Genomic DNA, 21,181 nt, shown 5'->3' on the forward strand with positions numbered 1-21,181 from the left:
ACCGGAAGAGGGCGCTGAGGGTGCTGCGGGTGCGCTTGGCGGTTTCCAGCTGCTTTTTCGCTTCCAGGCTGCGCAGGATTTCGAGGACGTCCGACGGTTTGATCTCCCGCACGGTCTTTCCGGTCAGCGCCGGGCCGGCGATGTCCCTGACTATCCATTCCTTCTTCGTGATAGTCCGCGCCGCGAGTGGAGGCTCCTTCCCCTTTAGCCATTCGAGGAAGTCCTCCCCCACGTCCTCGAAGCGCTCCGAGGCTTCTCGCTCGACGCTCCGGGCCTGCTCCCGGCGCATCTCGACCTTGGCCTCCCGCTTGGCGCCAGACGGATCGACGCCCGAGGCGATCTTTTCCTTCGCCTCTGATTGGGCCGATCTGGCAGCCGCGAGGGTGACCGAAGGATAGCGCCCTATGGTAAGGGTCTTCCGTTTGCCGCCGAAAGTATAGTCAAAACGCCACGTTTTGAGGCCCGTCGGAGATACGGCGAGATAGAGGCGATCCCGGTCGAATGTCTTGTAAGTCGCTTCACGGGGCTTCAATTGCCTGATTGTGATGTCTGTTAGTGTCATTGCGTGTCAGCTCGTAATTCAGCGTGTCATTCGATGGCTGTGCCCCGATTCTTGGGCAGCCTGCGACGAGGAGAGCGGGCGATAATTTTACCGCCGTTTTACCGCCGTTTTACCGCGCTTTCGGTTTGATTGGAGAAGAAACCGCATGACACGCGGCGACACACCATGACACAGAAAAACCCTGTGAAAACAAAACAGTGTCCCGCCCGTTTGACACGGGGAGACACGGTTTGACATGGTATGAAAGTAGTAAGTGGTGCCCAGAAGAGGACTCGAACCTCCACGCCTTGCGGCGCTGGTACCTGAAACCAGTGCGTCTACCAATTCCGCCATCTGGGCACGCTTCAGTGGGGGCGATTTAGCCCTGGGGCCAGGTGTTGTCAACACGGGCACTGGCGGAAAGTGCAAGATTTTTTGACAGGGATGTGAAAGGGTCTGGCCAGCCCGTGCCGCCCGGGGCTTTGGGCTTGCTGGCGGGGCGTCCCGGGGCTATGGAACGGGAGATGGACGCGAAGCCCGCAGGGGAGATTTCCGCATGAGCAAGCTGGTCACCATTTACGGCGGGTCGGGCTTTGTCGGCCGCTATATTGCCCGGCGCTTTGCCCGCCTCGGCTGGAGGGTCCGCGTCGCGGTGCGCCGCCCGAATGAGGCGATCTTCGTCAAACCCTACGGCGCTCCGGGCCAGGTCGAGCCCGTCCTGTGCAACATCCGCAACGAGGCCAGCGTGAAACGCGCGGCGCTTGGCGCGGATGCAGTGATCAATTGCGTCGGCACTTTCCGGCGCGGCGGCAAGAACAATTTCCAGGCCGTGCATGTCGACGGCGCCACCATCATCGCCCGCGCCGCGCGTGAGGCGGGGGTGGCAAAGCTGGTGCATATCTCGGCCATCGGCGCCAGCAAGGAAAGCGCCTCGCTTTACGGTCAGAGCAAGGCGGCGGGCGAAAAGGCTGCTCGCGAGGAGTTTCCGGCTGCAATCATCCTGCGCCCTTCGGTGATCTTCGGCACCGAGGATGAATTCTTCAATAAATTTGCCGGCATGGCGCAATTCGCGCCGATCCTGCCGATTGCCGGCGGCAAGACCCGTTTCCAGCCGGTCTGGGTGGATGATGTCGCGCTGGCCGCCGTCAATGCAGTGACCGGCGACGCGGAGGCCGGCATCTATGAACTCGGCGGACCCGAGGCGATGCCGCTCCGGGATCTGCTGCACCGGATGCTGCCGGTGATCCGGCGCCGCCGTCTGGTCCTGAACCTGCCCTCGGGCATCATGGCGCTGCCGGCTTTCGGTTTTGACATGGCCGAAACGCTGACCGGTGGTCTGATCGTCAACAGGATCGTCACCCGTGACCAGCTGAAGATGCTGCAATCCGATAATGTCGTGGCAGGGGATGCGCGTGGATTTTCCGATCTGGGGGTGACGCCTTCGGCTTTCGGGGCGGTGATCCCGGATTATCTCTGGCGCTTCCGGCCCTCGGGGCAATATGCCGCCATCAAGGATTCGGCAAAGAACCTGAAGAAGGTTTGAGATTTTGGACAATACGCTGATCGCCGCTTTTCTGGGTCTCCTGGAAGGGTTGACCGAGTTCATTCCGGTCTCATCGACCGGCCATCTGCTGTTGGCCGGGCATTTCCTGGGCTTTGACTCGCCGGGAAATACTTTCGAGGTTGTGATCCAGCTGGGGGCGATCCTGGCGCTGACCTCGGTTTTCGCGGTCAAGGTCGGACGGCTTTTCATGGATGCGCGCCATGACATGGCGGCGCGGCGCTCGATTGTGTCAGTAGCACTGGCCTTTTTGCCGGCGGTGCTGATCGGGCTGCTGGCGCATAGCTTCATCAAAACGGTGCTGTTTGAATCGCCGATGCTGATTTCGGTGATGCTGATCATCGGTGGCGTCATTCTGCTGGTGGTGGACCGCATCGCGCCGAAGCCGGAATATTTCGACGCGCTGAAGCTGCCCTTCGGCAAGTCGCTGGCGATCGGTTTCTGGCAGTGCCTCGCGATGATTCCGGGCGTTTCGCGCTCGGGGGCAACCATTGTGGGGGCGCTGATGATGAAGGTCGAAAAGCGCGCCGCGGCCGAGTTTTCCTTCCTCCTCAGCCTGCCAACCATGATGGCCGCCGTCTCTTATGATCTGTTCAAGAGCCGCAACGAGCTGGATTTCAGCGCTGTCTGGGATATCGCGGTCGGCTTTGCGGTGGCCTTTCTGGCGGCGGTTCTGGTGGTGAAATGGGTGCTCTCTTATGTCAGCCGCCACGGCTATGCGATCTTCGGCTGGTGGCGAATCATCGTGGGGACGGTGGCACTGATTGCTCTGCTGGCTGGCAAATAGGCGTGTTTGGAAACTTTGCTGACCTTGATTTTTGGTGAAACCAAAGTTTTTTCGCTGAAGGCTGGTGAAAACGTCATATAGGTCAGCATTGGTGACTTTTATTTGCCATCCCTCAGGGATAGGAAGGCGCACCCGGAACCCGATTTGAGGGAAGCGCAGCTATGGCCACGCAAAAGATGCTGAAATTTGTTTCGCTGGGCAAAGAGATGCCCGTGAAACGCGAAGCCTCGGACCGCAATCAGGATTTTGACGAGATCTACCGCGAATTCGCGGCGGAAAAGGCGGCGGAACAGGCCAGCCGCTGCTCGCAATGCGGCGTGCCTTATTGCCAGGCGCATTGCCCTCTGCACAACAACATCCCGGACTGGCTGCGTCTCACCGCCGAGGGCCGCCTGAAAGAGGCCTGGGAGATCAGCCAGGCCACCAATTCCTTCCCCGAGATCTGCGGTCGCATCTGCCCGCAGGACCGTCTTTGCGAGGGGAATTGCGTCATTGAACAATCCGGCCATGGCACCGTCACCATCGGCTCGGTCGAGAAATACATCACCGATACCGCATGGGAGGAAGGCTGGGTCCAGCCGGTCACCCCGCATAGCGAGCGCCCCGAGTCGGTCGGTATCATCGGCGCCGGCCCTGGCGGTCTTGCCGCCGCTGAAAGGCTGCGCCGCGCCGGTGTTCAGGTCACCGTCTATGACCGTTACGACCGCGCCGGCGGGCTGCTGACCTATGGCATCCCCGGCTTCAAGCTGGAAAAGCCGGTCGTCATGCGTCGGGTCGAACAGCTTGAGGCTTCGGGCGTCACCTTCGTGCTGAACTGCACCGTCGGCGTGGATCTGTCCTTTGACGAAATCCGCGCGCGCCATAATGCGGTGCTGATCGCCACCGGCGTCTACAAGATCCGCGAGATCGAGGCTCCGGGCTCGGGCGCCAGCGGCATTGTCAGGGCGCTGGACTATCTCACCGTGTCGAACCGGCTCTCTTTCGGCGACAGTGTGCCCGAATATGAGGATGGCAGCCTGAATGCAGCCGGCAAGCGCGTCGTCGTCATCGGCGGCGGCGATACCGCGATGGACTGTGTGCGGACCGCGATCCGCCAGGGCGCCACTTCGGTGAAATGCCTCTATCGCCGCGACCGCGCCAATATGCCGGGATCGCAGCGCGAGGTGCAGAACGCGGAAGAAGAGGGCGTCGAATTCGTCTGGCTCGCCGCGCCGAAGGGCTTCTCGGGCGGGTTGAGTGTCGAAGGCGTCATGGTGCAAAAGATGCGCCTCGGCGCGCCGGATGCCTCGGGTCGTCAATCGCCCGAGGTGATCGAGGGGGCCGATTATGTCGAGCCCGCCGATCTGGTGGTGCAGGCGCTTGGCTTCGAACCCGAAGCTCTGCCGAAGCTCTGGGGTGTTGACGCGCTGACGGTCACCCGCTGGGGCACGATCAAGGCCGATTTCCGTACCCATGCGACCACTATCCCCGGCGTCTATGCGGTAGGCGATATCGTGCGCGGTGCCAGCCTTGTCGTCTGGGCGATCCGTGATGGACGCGAGGCCGCCGATGCGATCATCGGGTCCTTCCTCCATTCCTCTGGCGCGGTCGCGGCAGAGTGAGCCTGCCCGACAGTGACCCTGCTCCAGTGTGATCCTGGCCGGAGAGTGACCATGTTCCGTATCGCCGCCCTGATGCTCACCTTAGCGGCAGTGCCTGCGCTGGCCGAGCAAAAGCCCTATGATGCTACGGCGCTTGCCACGCGGCTCTGGCCGCGTGATGCGAATTGCGCGCCAAAGCTCACCGTGCAGTTTTCGGATTGTACGGCCTCGACCTATTATCTCTGTCCTGGTCCGGGCGCTCCAGTGGGAGATCAGATGCTGCGCGCCGAGAGCAAGCTCGATGACGGTATCGCCCTTGCCTCGCTGACCACGCTGAATTTCGCGTTTCTTGCTGTGGTGGATGAAGGGCGTGATATCGTCGTCTGGGCCGGTGCCACCGCCGCGCCCGCGCCCGATCTTCAGGCCGCGCTGGACGGCAGCGCGCAGGAGTTTGCCGAGACTCTCTCGACCTATTACGACGATATGATCACGAAAACAGGGATCACGAACCGGCTGGAACGGGCCGGCGATGATGTGGAGATAGACGGCATCAGCTTTGCCCGTCTGACCCTGACCAGCCGCGCCGATGACGCGCCCGAGGGCGAATATAACAAGCTCGCCCTCTATTACAGCGCCGAACTGGGCTTCCCGATCAAGGGCGAAAGCGAAGACAGCTTTGCCGGCGAGGTCAGCCGAGACGACCTGATGCCGGTCAGCCTGATCTTGCCAGGCGAAGATGGCTTCGAAGTGAACGGCATTGTCACCGGATGCGAGGTAAGGTCGGGATCAGTCATTCCCGAATACGAGGTCTCACCGACATGAACCGCATTCTCTTCGCCACCCTGGCCGCCATTCTGACGGTTCCCGCCCTGACCGGCGCCGCTGCGGCCCGCACCTGGACCGCGCCCGAGGGCTGCGAGACCTTTATGACGGTGCAGGCCAAGGGCTGCCGGGTCTCGAATTACTATATCTGCACCGCCGATCCCGCAGGCGATCAGTGGCGGGCCGATTTCGACCAGGAGGGGCTGTTCTTCCGCTCGCGCATCAATTCCGAAACCGAATGGGTGGAAAGCATCAGCGAGGGCGAGGGCACGGTGCAATGGCTCGCCCCTGACCGCGCCGATCCGGCCTCATTCTCGGAACTGATCTCTTCGGGGATCGACACGTTCGAATTTTCGCTGACCCGCGATAACGGCTTTGATACCAAGGTGAACGGCTTTGACCGGCTGACCGGCCGCACCGTCACCATTGACGGCGTCACGCTGGAAGAGACCGAGTTCGAGGCGGCCGAGACCGATGCCGATGGCAATCAGGTGCGGCGCTCGCGTGGCAATGAATATATCTCGCGCGATATGCGCCTGTTCTTCTCCGGCCCTGGCCAGACCGATCTGGGCGATGGGCAATGGCTGCCGATTGATGGCGGCCCGATTGACTTCATCTTCCCCGGCGAGCCCGGCTTCGCCTCGCCCAGCCCGCTTTATGACTGCGATCCGCTGGTGACCGAAGCACCGGCGCTGCCTGGCACCGAGAGGCTTTGGAGGGCGCGTTATGGTGACTGAAGCAACTGGCCAATGCCTGTGCGGTGCGGTGCGGATCACCGTGTCGCATCCGCCGCAAGAGGTGAATGCCTGCCATTGCGGCATGTGCCGGCGCTGGACCGGGGTGGCGCTGGTCACCCTTGACGTGCCCGAGGCGAATATCCGCATCGAGGGCCGCAACGCGGTGCGCAGCTATGTCTCATCCGACTGGGCCGAGCGCTGCTTTTGCGGCCAGTGCGGGTCCTCGCTCTGGTATCGGCTGACTGCGCCCGCTGCGCCGCGCGATTATTACCTTGCGGCCGGCCTGATGGATGACCTGTCGGGCATGAGCCTTGCCAATGAGATTTATACCGATCACCGGCCAGGGGCTTTCGCCTTTGCCGGTCCGGCCAAACAGATCACGGAAGCCGAGTTTCTTGCGATGCTTCCGCCGCCAGCCCAAGAGGAGTGAGCCATGACGATCTATGATGAGACCTGGGTGAAAGCGGAAGAAGCAAAGCGCGCCTTTATGGGCGAGCACAGCCTCTACCGCGAGGATGACGAGCATTCCTCCTGTGGCGTGGGTCTGGTCGTGGCGGTTTCGGGCAAGCCTTCGCGCAAGGTGGTCCAGGCGGGGATCGACGCGCTCAAGGCGATCTGGCACCGCGGTGCGGTCGATGCTGACGGCAAAACCGGCGATGGCGCCGGTATCCATGTGCAGATCCCGGTCGATTTCTTCTATGACGTCGTGCGTCGCACCGGGCATGAGCCCGATCCGCAGAAATGGATCGCTGTTGGCCAGGTCTTCCTGCCGCGCACCGATTTTGCCGCGCAGGAGCGCTGCCGGACCATCGTGGAAACCGAAGTCCTGCGCATGGGCCATTACATCTATGGCTGGCGCCACGTTCCGGTCGATATCTCGGTTCTGGGCGAAAAGGCCAACGCCACCCGCCCCGAAATCGAACAGATCCTGATCCGCTGCGAAAAGGAAATCGACCGCGAGCAGTTCGAGCGCGAGCTTTACATCATCCGCCGCCGGATCGAGAAGGCGGTCACCGCCTCGGGGATCTATGGCTGCTATCTCTGTTCGCTGTCATGTCGCTCGGTGATCTATAAGGGGATGATGCTGGCCGAACAGGTCGCGGTCTTCTATCCGGACCTCCAGGACGAGCGTTTCGTCTCGGCTTTCGCGATCTACCACCAGCGCTATTCGACCAATACCTTCCCGCAATGGTGGCTGGCACAGCCCTTCCGCATGCTTGCCCATAACGGCGAGATCAACACGCTGAAGGGCAATGTCAACTGGATGAAATCGCACGAGATCCGGATGGCATCTTCGGCGTTTGGCGAGATGGCGGAAGACATCAAGCCGATCATCCCGGGCGGCACCTCGGATTCGGGTGCGCTGGATGCGGTGTTCGAGGTGATGGTGCGCTCGGGCCGTTCGGCGCCGATGGCCAAGACCATGCTTGTCCCCGAGGCCTGGTCGAAACAGACCGACACCATGCCCCAGGCCTGGGCGGATATGTATTCCTACTGCAACTCGGTGATCGAGCCCTGGGATGGCCCGGCGGCGCTGGCGATGACCGATGGCCGCTGGGTTTGCGGCGGGCTGGACCGCAACGGGCTTCGGCCCATGCGCTATGTCATCACCGGCGACGGGCTGCTGATCGCGGGATCGGAGGCCGGTATGGTGCCGGTCGATGAGCTGACCATCCGCGAAAAAGGCGCGCTTGGGCCGGGGCAGATGATCGCGGTCGATATGGCCGAGGGCAAGCTCTACCACGACACCGAGATGAAGAACAAACTCGCCTCGGCACAGCCCTATGGCGAATGGGTCGGCAAGATCACCCATCTCTCGATGGATATGGCCGAGCTGCCGGAACATGCGGTCTTTGCCGGGTCCGATCTGCGCAAGCGTCAGATCGCGGCAGGCTACTCGGTCGAGGATCTGGAGCAGGTCCTTGCGCCGATGGCCGAAGACGGTAAGGAAATGATCGCCTCTATGGGCGATGACACGCCGCCGGCGGTCTTGTCGAAAGTCTACCGGCCGCTGTCGCATTACTTCCGGCAGAATTTCAGCCAGGTGACCAACCCGCCCATCGACTCGCTTCGCGAGGGGCGGGTGATGTCGCTGAAAACCCGCTTCGGCAACCTGAAAAACGTGCTGGACGAGAACTCGGCCCAGACCGAGATCCTGGTGCTGGAGACGCCCTTCGTCGCCAATGGCGAATTCGACGCGATGGTGCGGCAGTTTGGCGAGCATGTCGCGTTCATCGACTGCACCTTCCCGGTTGGCCCGACGCTGAACGATCTGCAAAACGCGCTGGAGCGGATCCGCGCCGAGGCCGAAGACGCCGTGCGTTCTGGTGCTGGCCAGCTGATCCTGACCGATGAGCATCAGGGCGTGGACAAGGTCGGGATGCCGATGATCCTCGCGACCTCGGCCGTCCATAGCTGGCTGACCCGCAAGGGGCTGCGCACCTTCTGTTCGATCAATGTGCGTTCCGCCGAATGTATCGACCCGCATTACTTCGCGGTGCTGATCGGCTGCGGCGCGACCACGGTGAACCCCTATCTCGCGCAGGATTCCATTGCAGACCGCATCGGGCGCGGCCTGCTGGAAGGCACGCTGATCGAGGCGATGCGCAATTATCGCGACGCGATTGATGCGGGCCTGTTGAAGATCATGGCCAAGATGGGGATCTCGGTGATTTCCTCCTATCGCGGCGGCCTGAACTTCGAGGCCGTGGGTCTGTCGCGCGCCATGGTGGCCGAGTACTTCCCCGGTATGCACAGCCGTATCTCGGGGATTGGCCTGCACGGGATCGAGCAGAAGATCGAAGAGGTCCATGCCCGCGGCTGGCTGGGCGGCGCCGATGTGCTGCCGATTGGCGGCTTCTACAAGGCGCGGCGCTCGGGCGAGAAACACGCCTGGGAAGCACAGACCATGCATATGCTCCAGGCCGCCTGTGACCGCGCCAGCTATGATCTGTGGAAGACCTATTCGGCGGCGATGCGGTCGAACCCGCCGATCCATCTGCGCGACCTGCTGGATATCAAGACCTTGGGCAAGCCGGTGCCGATTGAAGAGGTCGAAAGCATCACCTCGATCCGCAAACGTTTCGTGACCCCGGGCATGTCGCTGGGCGCGCTGTCGCCCGAGGCGCATATGACGCTGAATATCGCAATGAACCGGATCGGCGCGAAGTCGGATTCCGGCGAAGGCGGCGAAGACCCGGCACATCAGCATCCGTTCCCGAATGGCGACAACCCCTGCGCCAAGATCAAGCAGGTGGCCTCCGGGCGCTTTGGCGTCACCGCAGAATATCTGAATGCCTGTGAAGAGCTTGAGATCAAGGTCGCTCAGGGCGCAAAACCCGGCGAGGGCGGCCAGCTGCCGGGGATGAAGGTCACCGAGCTGATCGCGCGGCTCAGGCATTCGACCAAAGGCGTGACGCTGATTTCGCCGCCGCCGCATCACGACATCTATTCGATCGAAGACCTCGCGCAGCTGATCTATGACCTGAAACAGATCAACCCGCGCTGTAAGGTGACGGTGAAGCTGGTTTCGGCCAGCGGTGTCGGCACGATTGCGGCGGGCGTGGCCAAGGCCAAGGCCGATGTCATTCTGGTCTCGGGCCATAATGGCGGCACCGGGGCCTCGCCCGGCACCTCGATCAAATATGCCGGTCTCCCGTGGGAGATGGGCCTGACCGAGGCGCATCAGGTCTTGTCGATGAACAACCTGCGTGAGCGGGTGACCTTGCGCACCGATGGCGGGCTGCGCACGGGCCGCGATGTGGTGATGGCGGCGATGATGGGCGCGGAAGAGTTCGGTATCGGCACCGCTGCGCTGATCGCGATGGGCTGCATCATGGTGCGCCAGTGCCAGTCAAACACCTGCCCGGTCGGCGTTTGCACACAAGATACCAAACTGCGGCAGAAGTTCACCGGCTCGGCGGATAAGGTGGTAAATCTCATCACCTTCTACGCGCAGGAAGTGCGGGAAATCCTCGCCTCCATCGGCGCGCGCAGCCTCGATGAGATCATCGGGCGGCCGGATCTGCTGGTCCAGGTGTCGCGCGGTGCGGCCAGCCTTGACGATCTTGACCTCAACCCGCTTTTGATCACGGTCGATGGCTCGTCCAAGATCACCTATGACCGCTCGAAGCCCCGCAATGCGGTGCCGGACACGCTGGATGCCGAGATCATCAAGGACGGCCACCGCTTCTTTGAAGATGGCGAGAAGATGCAGCTGTCTTACGCGGTGCGGAACACGTCCAGGACCATCGGTACGCGGGCCTCGTCGCATATCGTGCGCAAGTTCGGTATGCGCAACAATTTGCAGCATGACCATCTGACGGTGAAGCTGACCGGCAATGCCGGCCAGAGCCTTGGCGCTTTCGCGGTGAACGGGATCAAGATCGAGGTCCAGGGCGACGCGAATGACTATGTCGGCAAGGGGCTCTCGGGTGGCGTGATCGTGGTCAGGCCGCAAATGGCCAGCCCGCTGAAGGCCGAAGAGAACACCATTATCGGCAATACCGTGCTTTACGGCGCGACCGATGGCTTCCTCTTCGCCTCGGGACGCGCAGGAGAGCGCTTCGCGGTCCGGAACTCCGGCGCGAGCGTGGTGATCGAGGGCTGTGGATCGAACGGTTGCGAATATATGACCGGCGGTGTGGCGGTGATCCTTGGCACAATCGGTGCGAATTTCGGTGCCGGCATGACCGGGGGCATGGCCTATATCTACGATCCCGACGGGACTGCGGCCGATCTGGTCAACCCGGAAGGTCTGCTGACGAACAGCCTCGGCCACCCGCATTGGGAGGCGCAGCTGCGCGACCTGGTCGAGCGTCACCGCGCCGAAACCGGATCGCGCAAGGCGGAGCGGATTCTTGCGGATTGGGAGGTGGAGCGAAACAACTTCCTCCAGGTCTGCCCGAAAGAGATGCTGCCTCATCTGGCCCATCCGCTGACCAGTCTCGCGGATAAGGTTCCGGCCGAGTAACCGCCCCTGCAGCACGCGTTCCATCAGGTCAGGCAGGAAACGGCGGACGGGCGCCGGGCCGCCCAACATCCGCTGCTGCCTGAAAAACAGCTGGCACATATCCATGATGGGCGGTTGGCGTATTCCGGGATCACATCCGGGACGACCGCCATCCAGGGCGATGGCAGGGTGGTGGTTGGCAGCCAGTCACCGCAGCCACCTGGAAAGAGCGCGCGGCACAGGGCGCTGATCGCGGGCGATCACAAGACCTCGGTTCGGTCCAGGATGAATGCCGGCCGGCCTCCCTCAACCGGCCGGCAGGATGTCCGCGCGTGCGATTTCCAGTTGATGCATCTGAAAGCCCCCTGTTTGGTGGACGTCTTCTTCGCTCCCTTTACCGCAAGGCGGCGATGCTTGGGACGGGTGCTTTCATTGACGCCCTCAGGCGCGATGCCGTCGCACAGATCACCGGGCGGGGCTATCCTGTGGGCGCCGTTGGGGTGAGCAGGCAGTCGCTTTATGCCTGAAAGCGCGGCTTCGCGAAGACGGCAATGGGAGACAGGGGGGGAGCCAGGCGCACTTGTCCAACCCGAAACCGGCCACGATCAACCGAAAGAACTCTCGAAATGAACGAGGGACAACAAGGGGGGCAGGTCACGAGACGCGAAGGTGTCTGAGAAACTCGGGGCTGTTCAGTCTGGCCAGAGGGTGGAATGCGCCAGAGGTCGCGGTACTGAGGGGAGACCAGAGGCCGGGAACAGAGCTCAGGGCAGCCGGGGGCCAGCGTTCAGGCCCGCTCAACCAGGACGCGGTTGCGACCCGCTGCCTTGGCGCGGTAGAGCAGTTGATCTGCCAGCGCCAGGGCCTCGCGGGATTGGGCTGGCGACATTGCCGGCAGCACCACGCCGCCGCCGCTGACCGTCAGCCAGTTCGAAGTCGCAGAGCGTTCATGCGGGATCCGGGCATCTGAAATGTTCTGGCGGAAGGTGTCCATCACCTCTTCAAGATTGGCGCAGCCCGGCAGCAGCAAAACAAATTCCTCGCCGCCGTAGCGGGCCGCAAGATCGCCGCCTCGGCGCGCGAAACCGTGCAGCCTGGCCGCAACATCGCGCAGGGCCTCATCCCCTGCACCATGGCCATAGTGATCATTATATTGTTTAAAATGATCAACATCAAAGAGCGCGATTCCCAGCACATCGCCGGTCCGCATGGTCTGCCGGATTGCCCGCTCCATCGCCTCGTCAAAGCTGCGGCGGTTGGCGATGCCGGTCAGCCCGTCCAGCGATGCCAGCGCCTCAAGCTCGTTGCGTTGCCGCGCCAGCCGCAGATGCGCCATCACCCGCGCGCGGACAATGGCAGGACGGATCGGCTTGTGGACAAAATCGGCGGCCCCCAGCAGAAGCCCGCGTTCTTCATCGGCGGCATCCGACATGCCGGTGATGAAAATAACCGGCAGATTGCTGGTGTCCTCTGCCGCCCTGATCGCCCGCAACACATCATAGCCGTCCATGCCGGGCATCGAGACATCCAGCAAAACGAGGCTCACCGCCTCGCGCGAAAGGATTTCCAGCCCGGAAGCACCGTCCCGCGCCATCAGGACCCGGCAGTCGGGTTGCAGCAACTCGGCCAGGGCGACACGGTTCAGCCGGTCGTCATCGACGACCAGAACCGTTGCCACCGGGGGGGTGACCGGGAATGCTGCCACATTCATGTATCTGTTCCCCGCATTGCTGCGGCGAGAGCGTCACTGACCCCGCGCAATGTGGCGACAGCCGGCCCGAGCTCCAGATCCTCGAACTGTTCGAGGCCGAGTTTCACCTGTTCACGCAGCCGCGCCTCTGCAAGACCGTCCATCAGAACGCTCAACTGCGCCCGGGCGGCGAAATCGCCGGCGCCGACCAGCGGCAGAGCCGTCTCCAGCTGCTCCCACGCCTCTTGCAGCGACAGCGTGGCGGAAGTCGGCTGCGGCGCCCCCTCCATTTCAGCTGCGAGCTGGCGCAGGCCCGCGACGCATTCCGCCATCAGGCCGCTGAAACGATCAGACAGGGCCCGGACGCCGGCAATATCCCCCTGGCGCGCGGCACTTTCGATGGCGCCGGAAATACCGAACAGGCTGTCGGCCTCGACATAACCGACAACCCCCTTCACCCGATGGGAGAATTCGGCGATTTTTGCGATATCGGTCTCGATATTCATCTCTGCGAACCGTTCAGCCATATCCCCGAAGTCACGCAGAAAACCGTTGATGAATCGCAAAAGCCGGTCGCGCGACCCGCCAAAACGACGCAAAAGTTTAGTCAAATCCGCGCGATATTCGCCTTGCGGCGGCGCATAAACAGCCGTCAGGGCGACAGCAGAGCCATTGTCGCCCTGACGGCCATCGCCGGTAATCAGCGTGCAAAGAAGGCGGAACAGAGCCTGCTCATCAAGCGGTTTGGTCAGATGCGCCGTCATGCCGGCCTCAAGGCTTTCGCGGTGATCCTCGACCCTGGCCTGGGCGGTGAGAGCAATCACCGGCAGCGTTCTCCATTCCTCGTGACGGCGGATTTCGCGGATCGCCTCCAGCCCGTTCATCACCGGCATATGCACATCCATCAGCACCGCGTCAAAACGGTGCTCACGCATCCGGGCAATGGCCTCGAGTCCGTTTTCGGCGATCGAAACCTTCACCCCCACCAGGTCGAGAAACTCACCGGCAACCTCGCGGTTGAGGGCGTTGTCATCGACCACAAGCACCTCTTTCCCACCCAGAATCCTGCGCAGATCGGCGTTTTCCGTGATCTTCGGCTCGGGCGCGCGCTGGAAACCCTCGACCGGAGCGACCGAGAGCACCTCCATGAATGTGTTGAAGATCATCGAGCGCGTAACCGGTTTCAGCAGCACGCCCTGCAGCCCGATCCGCGTCGCCTCGGACATCACGAGCTGATGGCCATAGGCCGTCACCATCAGCACGGCCGGCATATTCACCAGATGCGCGTCGCTGCGGATGGCACGGGCGAGTTCCAGTCCGTCCATCCCCGGCATCCGCCAGTCAGAGAGCACGATATCAAAGGGCTCTTCCCCGGTCTGCGTGCGATGCAGCAGCCGCAAGGCCGCCTCACCACTGTCGACCGCCACCGATTCCATCCCGAAACTGTCAACGATATCGGCCAAAGCCATGCGTGCTGTTTCGTTATCATCAACAATCAACACGCGCCTTGTGTTGAGCCCGGCCGAGATCTGAACCAGGTTGCCCGCCGCGATTTCGGGGGCGGCGGGCTCAAGCTCGACGGTAAAGCAGAAGGTGCTGCCAGAGCCCGGCCGGCTTTCGACCCAGATCGTACCGCCCATCAGCTCGACGATGCGGCGGCTGATCGCCAGGCCCAGCCCGGTGCCGCCGAATTTGCGGGCGGTATCGCTGTCGCCCTGGGCGAAGGGGCGGAACAGCCCGTCGATCTGATCCTGGCTCAGGCCGATGCCGGTATCGCGCACGGTGAAGAACAGCTGATGAACGCCCGGAGGCGCCTCGGGCAGGGCGCAGATCGAGACAACCACATCGCCGTCAGAGGTGAATTTCACCGCATTGCTGACGAGATTGGTCAGCACCTGCGCCAGTCGCAGTGAGTCACCACGCCAGTGCTGTGCGGTGCCAGGGGCGACGACGAAGGTAAGCTCCAGCCCCTTTTCCTCGGCCCTGAGCGCGGTGACCGAGGATACCGATTCCAGCACGGATTCCAGCCGGAAGACAGACCGCTCCAGCACCATCCCGCCAGCCTCGATCTTGGAGAAGTCGAGGATGTCGTTGATGATTCCCAAAAGCACATTGGCGGAATCATTGATCTTGCCAAGATAGGCGCGTTGTTTCGGATCAAGCTGTGTCTGCAGCGCCAGCCGGGTCATGCCGATCACCGAGTTCATCGGCGTGCGGATCTCATGGCTCATGGTCGCGAGGAAGTCGCTTTTCGCACGTTCGGCGGCCTCGGCATCTTCCTTGGCCTGGCGGAGCGCTTCGGCCGCCCTGTGCGTCGGGGTCACATCGAGAATGATCCCGTCCCAGATCCGCCCTCCTTCGGCGGCGCGTGGGGCCGAGCGCACCTGGATCCAGACGATCTCACCATCGGGGCGGATCAGACGGAATTCGCATTCGAAATTGCTGCCCGAGAGGGTGGCGAGGCGCGAGGTCTCAAGATAGCGGGCGCGGTCATCGGGATGCACGGCTTCGACGAAGAGGGCGGGTTCTTCGATCAGTGCGTCATGGCTGATGCCGATCAGGCTTTCGATACCGGCGCTGACATAGGAGAAGCGCATCTCCTGCCGCGTTACCGCGCCCCCGGTCAGGCCGAGTTCGGGTGTCAGGAAATCGAGCCGGTAGATGGCGCCATTCGGCAGGCTGTCGGCAATGGCGGTCATCTGGGCGCGGGCCGCCTCGCGTTCGCTGACATCCTGGACGGTGCCGCTGAGCGCGATAACGGAGCCGTTCTCGTCCCGCATCACACCGCCACGGATCTCGGCGGCGAAAGCCCCACCGCCGGGCGCGAAATGCTGCACATCCACCGTATAGGGTTCGCCGGTTTCAATGCAGCGGCCAATCGCCTCGCCGACGCGGTTGAAATCGGCCTCGGACATCACGCGTTTCAGGTCTTCGACCGTGATGGTGTCTTTGGGCGAGAGGCCATTCATTTCGGCCATCATTTCGGAAAAGGTGAAGGTGCCGCTGGCCAGATCCAGCGTCCATGAGCCGATCCCGGCCAGTCGCTCGGCGCGCTCCATCGCGGTGAGGCTTTCGCGCGCCGCCGCCGCCGCCGCGCGGCTTTCGGCCAGCCGGTCGCGCATTTTGCTGTCGGCCAGTTCCAGGCTGTGGCGCAGCGTCTCGAATTCATAGATCCGGGCCTTGGGAATGCTGACCGGAACCTCATCAGGGTCGCCGCCGCCGCTTGCGATTCTGCCCGAGCGCTGCACCAGGTCATGGATGGGCTGCAAGAGACCGCGCACCAGGATCAGCGCCAGCACCAGCGCCACGGCGATTGTGCCGACCGAGACAAGGATCATCGAGCGGATCGGATGTTCCCAGCGGGCGTCGAAAGTGACCACCGGCTCGCCCACAACGGCCACCCAGCCCGGAGTGCCGGCGATTTTCTGGAAGGAAAACACGATGGTCCTCCCCTCCAGCGTGACGGCGCGAAAGCTGCCGCTGTCAGTGCCCAGTGCCATCAGCTGTTCCCAGTCGGGCACTTTGCGGCCCACCGAACGCTCGCCATCGGACGAACGCGCCAGCAGCCGCCCGGTACCATCGGTAATGGCGAGAACCGCGTTGCCTTCGCTGCTGGTTGCCTCGCTCAGCGAGCGCAGGAGGCGCGAGGGATGGTCGGTCACCGCCACCACATAAATCGGATCGTCATTGCCTGCGGCGCCGCCCTCTGCCGGCCCGGCGCCCGTTTCGGGATAGGCGAGGGCGACACGCAGCCGGTCACCCTCGAACCGTGGCGGCAGCAGGTTCGAGACCTGCATCCTGCCGCTCTCCGCCGCCTGCAGCACCAGACGGACAACCTCGGGCTCGTCGAAATCGGGGGCGATCAGCGCGCCGCCGGCATCGCGGCGCAGGGTGAACAGCTTATAGGCGCCCTCTTCATCCCGGCTGGGCAGAATGGCGACGTCCGGCGAAATCTCACCGCCCGACTGGCCCTGTTCGGTGCGGATTGCATGCAGCAGGCGCCCGGTGACGTTGATCTCGCTTTCTGTGGTGCCGGCCAGGATATGCGCGGTTTCCAGCAGTCGCTGTTCCGACAGGGTGCGAAAGGATTGCCCGACATTCAGCAGCGCCATGGCAACGACGCCCAGGGTCGGCAGCAACACGACCATCAGAATAGCGATGATCGACATTCTGAGAGGCGGGTGTTTCACCCAGTCGGGCAGCTGCAGGTTCATACTATCCGGATCCGGTAACCAAAGTCGGAGACTGTTCTCTCCTTATGATACAACCCTTTCCGATATGTGAAGCCGTTAAAACAACCGGAAATGACCGTCTGGCCCCTGACGGAGCCGGCGGTTGGCGCGGATGGCTGCATGACCTTACGTCAGCGGTTCATCCCGGCGGCGATCACGCAGAGCAGCTCGAACAGCACCGTCGCGCCGGTCAGCGCGGTCAGCCCGCCAATGTCGAAGGGCGGCGATACCTCGACCACATCGGCGCCCCGGATGGTCAGCCCGGCAAGGCCGCGGATCATTGCCTGGGCCTCGCGCGTGGTCAGGCCGCCGATTTCGGGTGTGCCGGTTCCGGGCGCCATCGCAGGGTCGATCCCGTCAATGTCAAAGGTCACATAGCAGGGGCTGACCCCCATGATGCGATGGATTTCCTCAACCACACCTTGCGGGCCAAGCCGGTCGGCCTCCTCGATATAGATGATGCGGATGCCCTGGTCTTTCGCCCATTGATGCTCATCCGCCGCATAGACCGAGCCGCGAATGCCGATCTGCACTATGCGCTTCGGATCCAGGATCCCCTCTTCGATGGCGCGGCGAAAGGGGGTGCCATGGGTGTAGAGATTGTCGCCGAAATAGCGGTCATTGGTGTCGGAATGGGCGTCGAACTGCACGAGGCCCAGCGGCCCTTCGCCCCGCGCCTTATGGATCGCACGCAGCACCGGCAGTGTCGTCAGATGGTCGCCGCCCACAGACAGAGGCAGCGCCCCTGCTGCGCAGATGGCGGCAATTCCGGCCTCGATCTGGTCGAGCGCCGCCATCAGGTCGATGGGCTGCACCTCGATATCGCCGACATCCGCCACCGAGACCAGCTCATAGGGGATCACGCCGGAAACATGATGCCCGCGCCGCATCAGGCTGGACTGGTTCCTGACCTCGCGCGGGCCGTGACGGGCGCCGGCGCGATTGGTGGTGCCGCCATCCCAGGGGATACCGACCAGCGCAATATCCAGCCCCTCGGGCGTGTCGGGCATGGGCAGCCGCATAAAGCTGGGGCGGCCGGCGAAACGCGGCACCCGCGCGGCATCGACGGGTTCATGCAGGATGCGGGGCATGGCTCTCTCCTTACAGCGCACGCGTCATATAAAGCGAATTCGGGTCATGCGTGTAATCGCCAAAGGCCTCGCATTCCGCGAAACCGGCCTTTTCATAGAGCCGCTTTGCCGGGGTAAAGATCGCCTCGCGCCCGGTCTCCAGCGAAAGCCTTCCATACCCATCCGCCTGAGCCGCCCCGATCAGATGCGCCAGCATCTGTGAGGAAAGCCCCCGGCCGCGCGCTTCGGCCAGAACATGCATGGATTTGATCTCGGCATGATCCGGAGTGATCCGTTTCAGCGCCCCCATCGCCAGCGGCTCCCTGGCCTCACGCAGCACGAAGAACCGCGCATCCGCCGCCGCCAGCGCCGATTTATCCATCATATAGATGCTCTCGGGCGGGGTCTGGGCGTGCATATCGGCGGTGTGGCGATCAAACAGCAGCGCCAGATCGGGGCGGAGCGGGTCTTCTTCGGTAATGGCGGCGGTCATGGAGGGCCCCTTTATCACCCCGATATGACTATCCTGGTCCTGCGGCGGGTCAAGGGATTGCAGCCGGATGCGGTTGCCCCGGTCTGCCGCAACACGCGCAGCCGGCGCGATCAGCACCTGACATGTCGGGAATTCCCTGAACAAACCGACTGCGGTGCCTGGTTTCAACGGCAACCAAATTTTCATCCCGACCAGCTATTCCGGTATTTCACAGTGATCTCCAGGAGAGATTTTTATGCCCCCGACCATTATCAGCATCGACGCCACCGTTTTCGGCCCCATCCACAGCTTTTTCGGCTCCGGCGATGAGCTGCAGATCGCGGCAGGAACGACCATTGTGACCACCAGTTCGGCCATCATGTGGTATGGCGGCGGTCTGAACCTTGCGACCATTTATGGCTCGCTCAGCTCGGGTGGCTCTGTGACTGTCCAGGGTAATGGCAGCAGCCTCACTATCGAAACGGGCGGGCAGCTCACCCTGACTAGCACCCAACAGCATACTGTCGCCCTGGCTGCCGGTGCCGGAGGCACGGTATTCAATCATGGTACAATTTCGGCGAGCGATACATTTGCAGCGGGATTGTATGATAATGGCCTGATGCTGAACACTGGGAGCATCACTGCGGCCGGAGCATTCGCAATCATTGCCTCAGCGAATGGCAGGCTGACCAATTCGGGAACCATTACCGCGACCGGATTTTCTGTCGCAATGCCCGACTATTACTCAGCCGGCATAATTATTCTGGGCGACCGTGCTACGTTCTACAACATGGCTGGCGGTGTTGTCCGGGCGAACAATTCGCTGGGCGTGGGCGTTGAAATCCTCGCTTTCAGCGGAAACACCATCCAGAACCATGGCAGGATCGTTTCGGATGGCAATGCCGGAGTTGACCTGAGCAATGTATACAACTGGTCGGGGGCCAGTAATCTTCTCAATCGGGGCGAGATCATCGGCGGCAACGGCATTTCCTACCATGGCAGCCAGTTCGCTGATCTCGTTACCAATCGGGGCAGTATGACCGGCGATGTGACCATGGGGTCAGGCAATGACACCATCGACAACCGCGCCGGCACCATTACCGGTGATCTGTATGGCGGTGCGGGCGATGATTATTACATCGGACATCTCGGCACGACCGTGACCGGCACCGTTTTTGGTGGCGCAGGCAATGATACGCTCTTTGGAGGCGACAATGCCGACCGGCTTGAGGGTGAAGATGATAATGACCTGATCCAGGGCGGCGGCGGCGACGATTCTCTCTTTGGCGGCGCGGGTGCGGATACGCTGGCGGGCCAGGCCGGCAATGACGGGTTTTATGGCGGATCCGGCAATGATCTGATGTCGGGCGGGGCCGGTTCTGACACGCTTGATGGCGGTGTCGACAATGACACGCTTCTCGGCAATGAAGGCAATGACGCGCTCTATGGCGGCGATGGCAATGACAACCTCGCGGGCCATGACGGGGATGACCTGATCAATGGCGGCACAGGCAATGATCTGCTCACGGGCGGGGCAGGGAATGACACGCTTTCGGGCGGGGAAGGCTATGATCTTCTTTACGGCCAGGACGGCGATGATGTGCTGAATGGCGGTGGTGGCGGGGACCGGCTTTACGGTGGCGCCGGTGCGGATCTCTTCGACTTCGACGATGCCGCTGCAACGCCGGCAAGCGTGAGCGGCCGGGCCTGGATCATGGATTTCACCCCGGGGGAGGATCGGATCGACCTGTCGCAGATCGACGCCGACAGTGTCAGTGACGGTCATCAGTCCTTCACCTATATCGCCACCGCTGCCTTCTCGGGCATTGCGGGCGAGCTGCGCTATGACCGCGCGACCTGGCTGGTGACCGGTGATACCGACGGGGATGGGGTTGCGGATTTCTCTATCGTGCTGGCCCATGGTCCGATGGGTGTGACGGCGGCAGATTTCATCCTCGTCTGAGCGCTGTGACCCGGCAGAGCCTCACCCTCCGGGCGCAGAGCCCGTGCATCGCCTGTGCCGAAACCATCCGGTGTTGCGAAGGCGCGTGGGGCTGAGGATGCAGGAGGCAGCCGGAAAAGTGCAGTTCCGCCGCTTCGTGTCGGGCTCTTCACCGGATGGGAGCCTCGGCCGGAGCAGCGTCAGATCGGCGGCGGATCAGACGGGATGCAAGCTGATGCACCAGCAGCGCGCTTACACTGCCCGCCAGCACGCCAAGACTGCCCGCGATGAAATCGCCAAACTCGCGGGAGCGGCCGACATAGGGCTGGATCAGCTCGATCAGCCCGCCATAGACCATAAGGATCAGTGCCACCGGCACGATCCAGCCAGCCCGCAACAGGGTGATCAGCGCCGCCACCAGGGCAAAGGCCCCGAAATGCTGCATCTTGTCAGAGCCAGGCGCCGCCGGCAGCGCTCCGGTCGGCAGCAGGGTGCCGATGCCAATGGCAACACATAACAACGCGGCGATGATGAGAGTGAGGAGGGATCGCGAGGACATTCGCCGTTTATCGGGCGGCATCGGCGCGAAGTCCATCACAGCGGCAGTGGTTCACGCCGGATTTACCACTCCTGCGCCAGGTTTTGCTGGCGGGATGCGAAAAGTCACGAAACAGTGCCACAAGCTCGGGCAAATCAGCGCCGTGGGACTTCCTTACGGTGGAATTTCCTTACGGCGGTGGCGGCGGAAATCGCTGCGACTGACGTGTCAGACCATGGGTCCTGCTGTGGATCTGCA

13 protein-coding genes, 1 tRNA gene and 1 pseudogene are annotated in these 21,181 nt (G+C 62.6%); 8 read left to right on the top strand and 7 right to left on the bottom strand.

Features of this window, described 5'->3' with window-relative positions; translation table 11 throughout:
• Positions 1-4 precede the first annotated feature (4 nt).
• Positions 5-562 (bottom strand): annotated as a pseudogene (locus DRF71_RS29440) (tyrosine-type recombinase/integrase); the annotation flags it as partial.
• Positions 563-816: 254 nt separating this feature from the next.
• Positions 817-901: transfer RNA gene (locus DRF71_RS12525), tRNA-Leu, on the bottom strand.
• Positions 902-1,097: 196 nt separating this feature from the next.
• Between DRF71_RS12525 and DRF71_RS12530 the strand changes: the two genes are divergently transcribed.
• The 7 genes from DRF71_RS12530 to gltB all read left to right on the top strand — a co-directional run bounded on the left by DRF71_RS12530 (position 1,098) and on the right by gltB (position 11,000).
• On the top strand, positions 1,098-2,084 hold the full coding sequence (locus DRF71_RS12530) for a complex I NDUFA9 subunit family protein (protein ID WP_112310840.1): 987 nt from the start codon (positions 1,098-1,100) through the stop codon (positions 2,082-2,084).
• Between the two features lies 1 nt (position 2,085).
• Positions 2,086-2,889: an undecaprenyl-diphosphate phosphatase gene (locus DRF71_RS12535; protein WP_112310841.1), complete on the top strand. Its 804-nt coding sequence runs from the start codon at positions 2,086-2,088 to the stop codon at positions 2,887-2,889.
• 161 nt (positions 2,890-3,050) lie between these two features.
• Positions 3,051-4,490 carry an NAD(P)-dependent oxidoreductase gene (locus tag DRF71_RS12540; RefSeq protein ID WP_112310842.1) on the top strand — a complete coding sequence of 480 codons (1,440 nt, stop codon included), beginning with the start codon at positions 3,051-3,053 and terminating at the stop codon, positions 4,488-4,490.
• Positions 4,491-4,541: 51 nt separating this feature from the next.
• Positions 4,542-5,291, top strand: coding sequence for a hypothetical protein (locus DRF71_RS12545; RefSeq protein WP_112310843.1), 750 nt, complete (start codon positions 4,542-4,544; stop codon positions 5,289-5,291).
• Positions 5,288-6,028: a hypothetical protein gene (locus DRF71_RS12550; RefSeq protein WP_112310844.1), complete on the top strand. Its 741-nt coding sequence runs from the start codon at positions 5,288-5,290 to the stop codon at positions 6,026-6,028. Before DRF71_RS12545 ends, DRF71_RS12550 begins: the two co-directional genes overlap by 4 nt.
• Positions 6,018-6,458, top strand: coding sequence for a GFA family protein (locus DRF71_RS12555; RefSeq protein WP_112310845.1), 441 nt, complete (start codon positions 6,018-6,020; stop codon positions 6,456-6,458). Before DRF71_RS12550 ends, DRF71_RS12555 begins: the two co-directional genes overlap by 11 nt.
• Before the next feature lie 3 nt (positions 6,459-6,461).
• Positions 6,462-11,000 carry a glutamate synthase large subunit gene (gltB, locus tag DRF71_RS12560; protein ID WP_112310846.1) on the top strand — a complete coding sequence of 1,513 codons (4,539 nt, stop codon included), beginning with the start codon at positions 6,462-6,464 and terminating at the stop codon, positions 10,998-11,000.
• A gap of 766 nt (positions 11,001-11,766) precedes the next feature.
• On the opposite strand, the gene DRF71_RS12565 is transcribed toward gltB, so the two are convergent.
• The 4 genes from DRF71_RS12565 to DRF71_RS12580 all read right to left on the bottom strand — a co-directional run bounded on the left by DRF71_RS12565 (position 11,767) and on the right by DRF71_RS12580 (position 18,464).
• Positions 11,767-12,690, bottom strand: a complete 924-nt coding sequence (locus tag DRF71_RS12565; RefSeq protein ID WP_112310847.1) for a GGDEF domain-containing protein — start codon at positions 12,688-12,690, stop codon at positions 11,767-11,769.
• Entirely contained in the window at positions 12,687-16,883 is a 4,197-nt protein-coding gene (locus DRF71_RS12570) for a response regulator (protein WP_112310848.1), read from the bottom strand. Before DRF71_RS12570 ends, DRF71_RS12565 begins: the two co-directional genes overlap by 4 nt.
• 149 nt (positions 16,884-17,032) lie before the next feature.
• A complete protein-coding gene (gene speB, locus DRF71_RS12575) occupies positions 17,033-17,992 on the bottom strand; it encodes an agmatinase (protein WP_112310849.1) in 960 nt (319 codons plus the stop codon).
• A gap of 10 nt (positions 17,993-18,002) precedes the next feature.
• Positions 18,003-18,464, bottom strand: a complete 462-nt coding sequence (locus DRF71_RS12580) for a GNAT family N-acetyltransferase (RefSeq protein ID WP_112311303.1) — start codon at positions 18,462-18,464, stop codon at positions 18,003-18,005.
• Between the two features lie 235 nt (positions 18,465-18,699).
• Between DRF71_RS12580 and DRF71_RS12585 the strand changes: the two genes are divergently transcribed.
• Positions 18,700-20,406 carry a calcium-binding protein gene (locus DRF71_RS12585; protein WP_112310850.1) on the top strand — a complete coding sequence of 569 codons (1,707 nt, stop codon included), beginning with the start codon at positions 18,700-18,702 and terminating at the stop codon, positions 20,404-20,406.
• 148 nt (positions 20,407-20,554) lie between these two features.
• Here the strand turns inward: DRF71_RS12585 and DRF71_RS12590 are convergent, their stop codons facing one another.
• Positions 20,555-20,944 carry a VanZ family protein gene (locus tag DRF71_RS12590; protein ID WP_157971062.1) on the bottom strand — a complete coding sequence of 130 codons (390 nt, stop codon included), beginning with the start codon at positions 20,942-20,944 and terminating at the stop codon, positions 20,555-20,557.
• Between the last annotated feature and the right edge of the window lie 237 nt (positions 20,945-21,181).

This window comes from Pseudogemmobacter bohemicus, assembly GCF_003290025.1.
GTDB classification, from domain to species: domain Bacteria; phylum Pseudomonadota; class Alphaproteobacteria; order Rhodobacterales; family Rhodobacteraceae; genus Pseudogemmobacter; species Pseudogemmobacter bohemicus.

Coding starts and splice junctions, on each gene's coding strand:
- DRF71_RS12565 (WP_112310847.1), bottom strand. CDS start 12,690: ATGAATGTGGCAGCATTCCCGGTCACCCCCCCGGTGGCAACGGTTCTG.
- speB (WP_112310849.1), bottom strand. CDS start 17,992: ATGCCCCGCATCCTGCATGAACCCGTCGATGCCGCGCGGGTGCCGCGT.
- DRF71_RS12570 (WP_112310848.1), bottom strand. CDS start 16,883: ATGAACCTGCAGCTGCCCGACTGGGTGAAACACCCGCCTCTCAGAATG.
- DRF71_RS12530 (WP_112310840.1), top strand. CDS start 1,098: ATGAGCAAGCTGGTCACCATTTACGGCGGGTCGGGCTTTGTCGGCCGC.
- DRF71_RS12590 (WP_157971062.1), bottom strand. CDS start 20,944: ATGTCCTCGCGATCCCTCCTCACTCTCATCATCGCCGCGTTGTTATGT.
- DRF71_RS12550 (WP_112310844.1), top strand. CDS start 5,288: ATGAACCGCATTCTCTTCGCCACCCTGGCCGCCATTCTGACGGTTCCC.
- DRF71_RS12555 (WP_112310845.1), top strand. CDS start 6,018: ATGGTGACTGAAGCAACTGGCCAATGCCTGTGCGGTGCGGTGCGGATC.
- gltB (WP_112310846.1), top strand. CDS start 6,462: ATGACGATCTATGATGAGACCTGGGTGAAAGCGGAAGAAGCAAAGCGC.
- DRF71_RS12545 (WP_112310843.1), top strand. CDS start 4,542: ATGTTCCGTATCGCCGCCCTGATGCTCACCTTAGCGGCAGTGCCTGCG.
- DRF71_RS12540 (WP_112310842.1), top strand. CDS start 3,051: ATGGCCACGCAAAAGATGCTGAAATTTGTTTCGCTGGGCAAAGAGATG.
- DRF71_RS12580 (WP_112311303.1), bottom strand. CDS start 18,464: ATGACCGCCGCCATTACCGAAGAAGACCCGCTCCGCCCCGATCTGGCG.
- DRF71_RS12585 (WP_112310850.1), top strand. CDS start 18,700: ATGCCCCCGACCATTATCAGCATCGACGCCACCGTTTTCGGCCCCATC.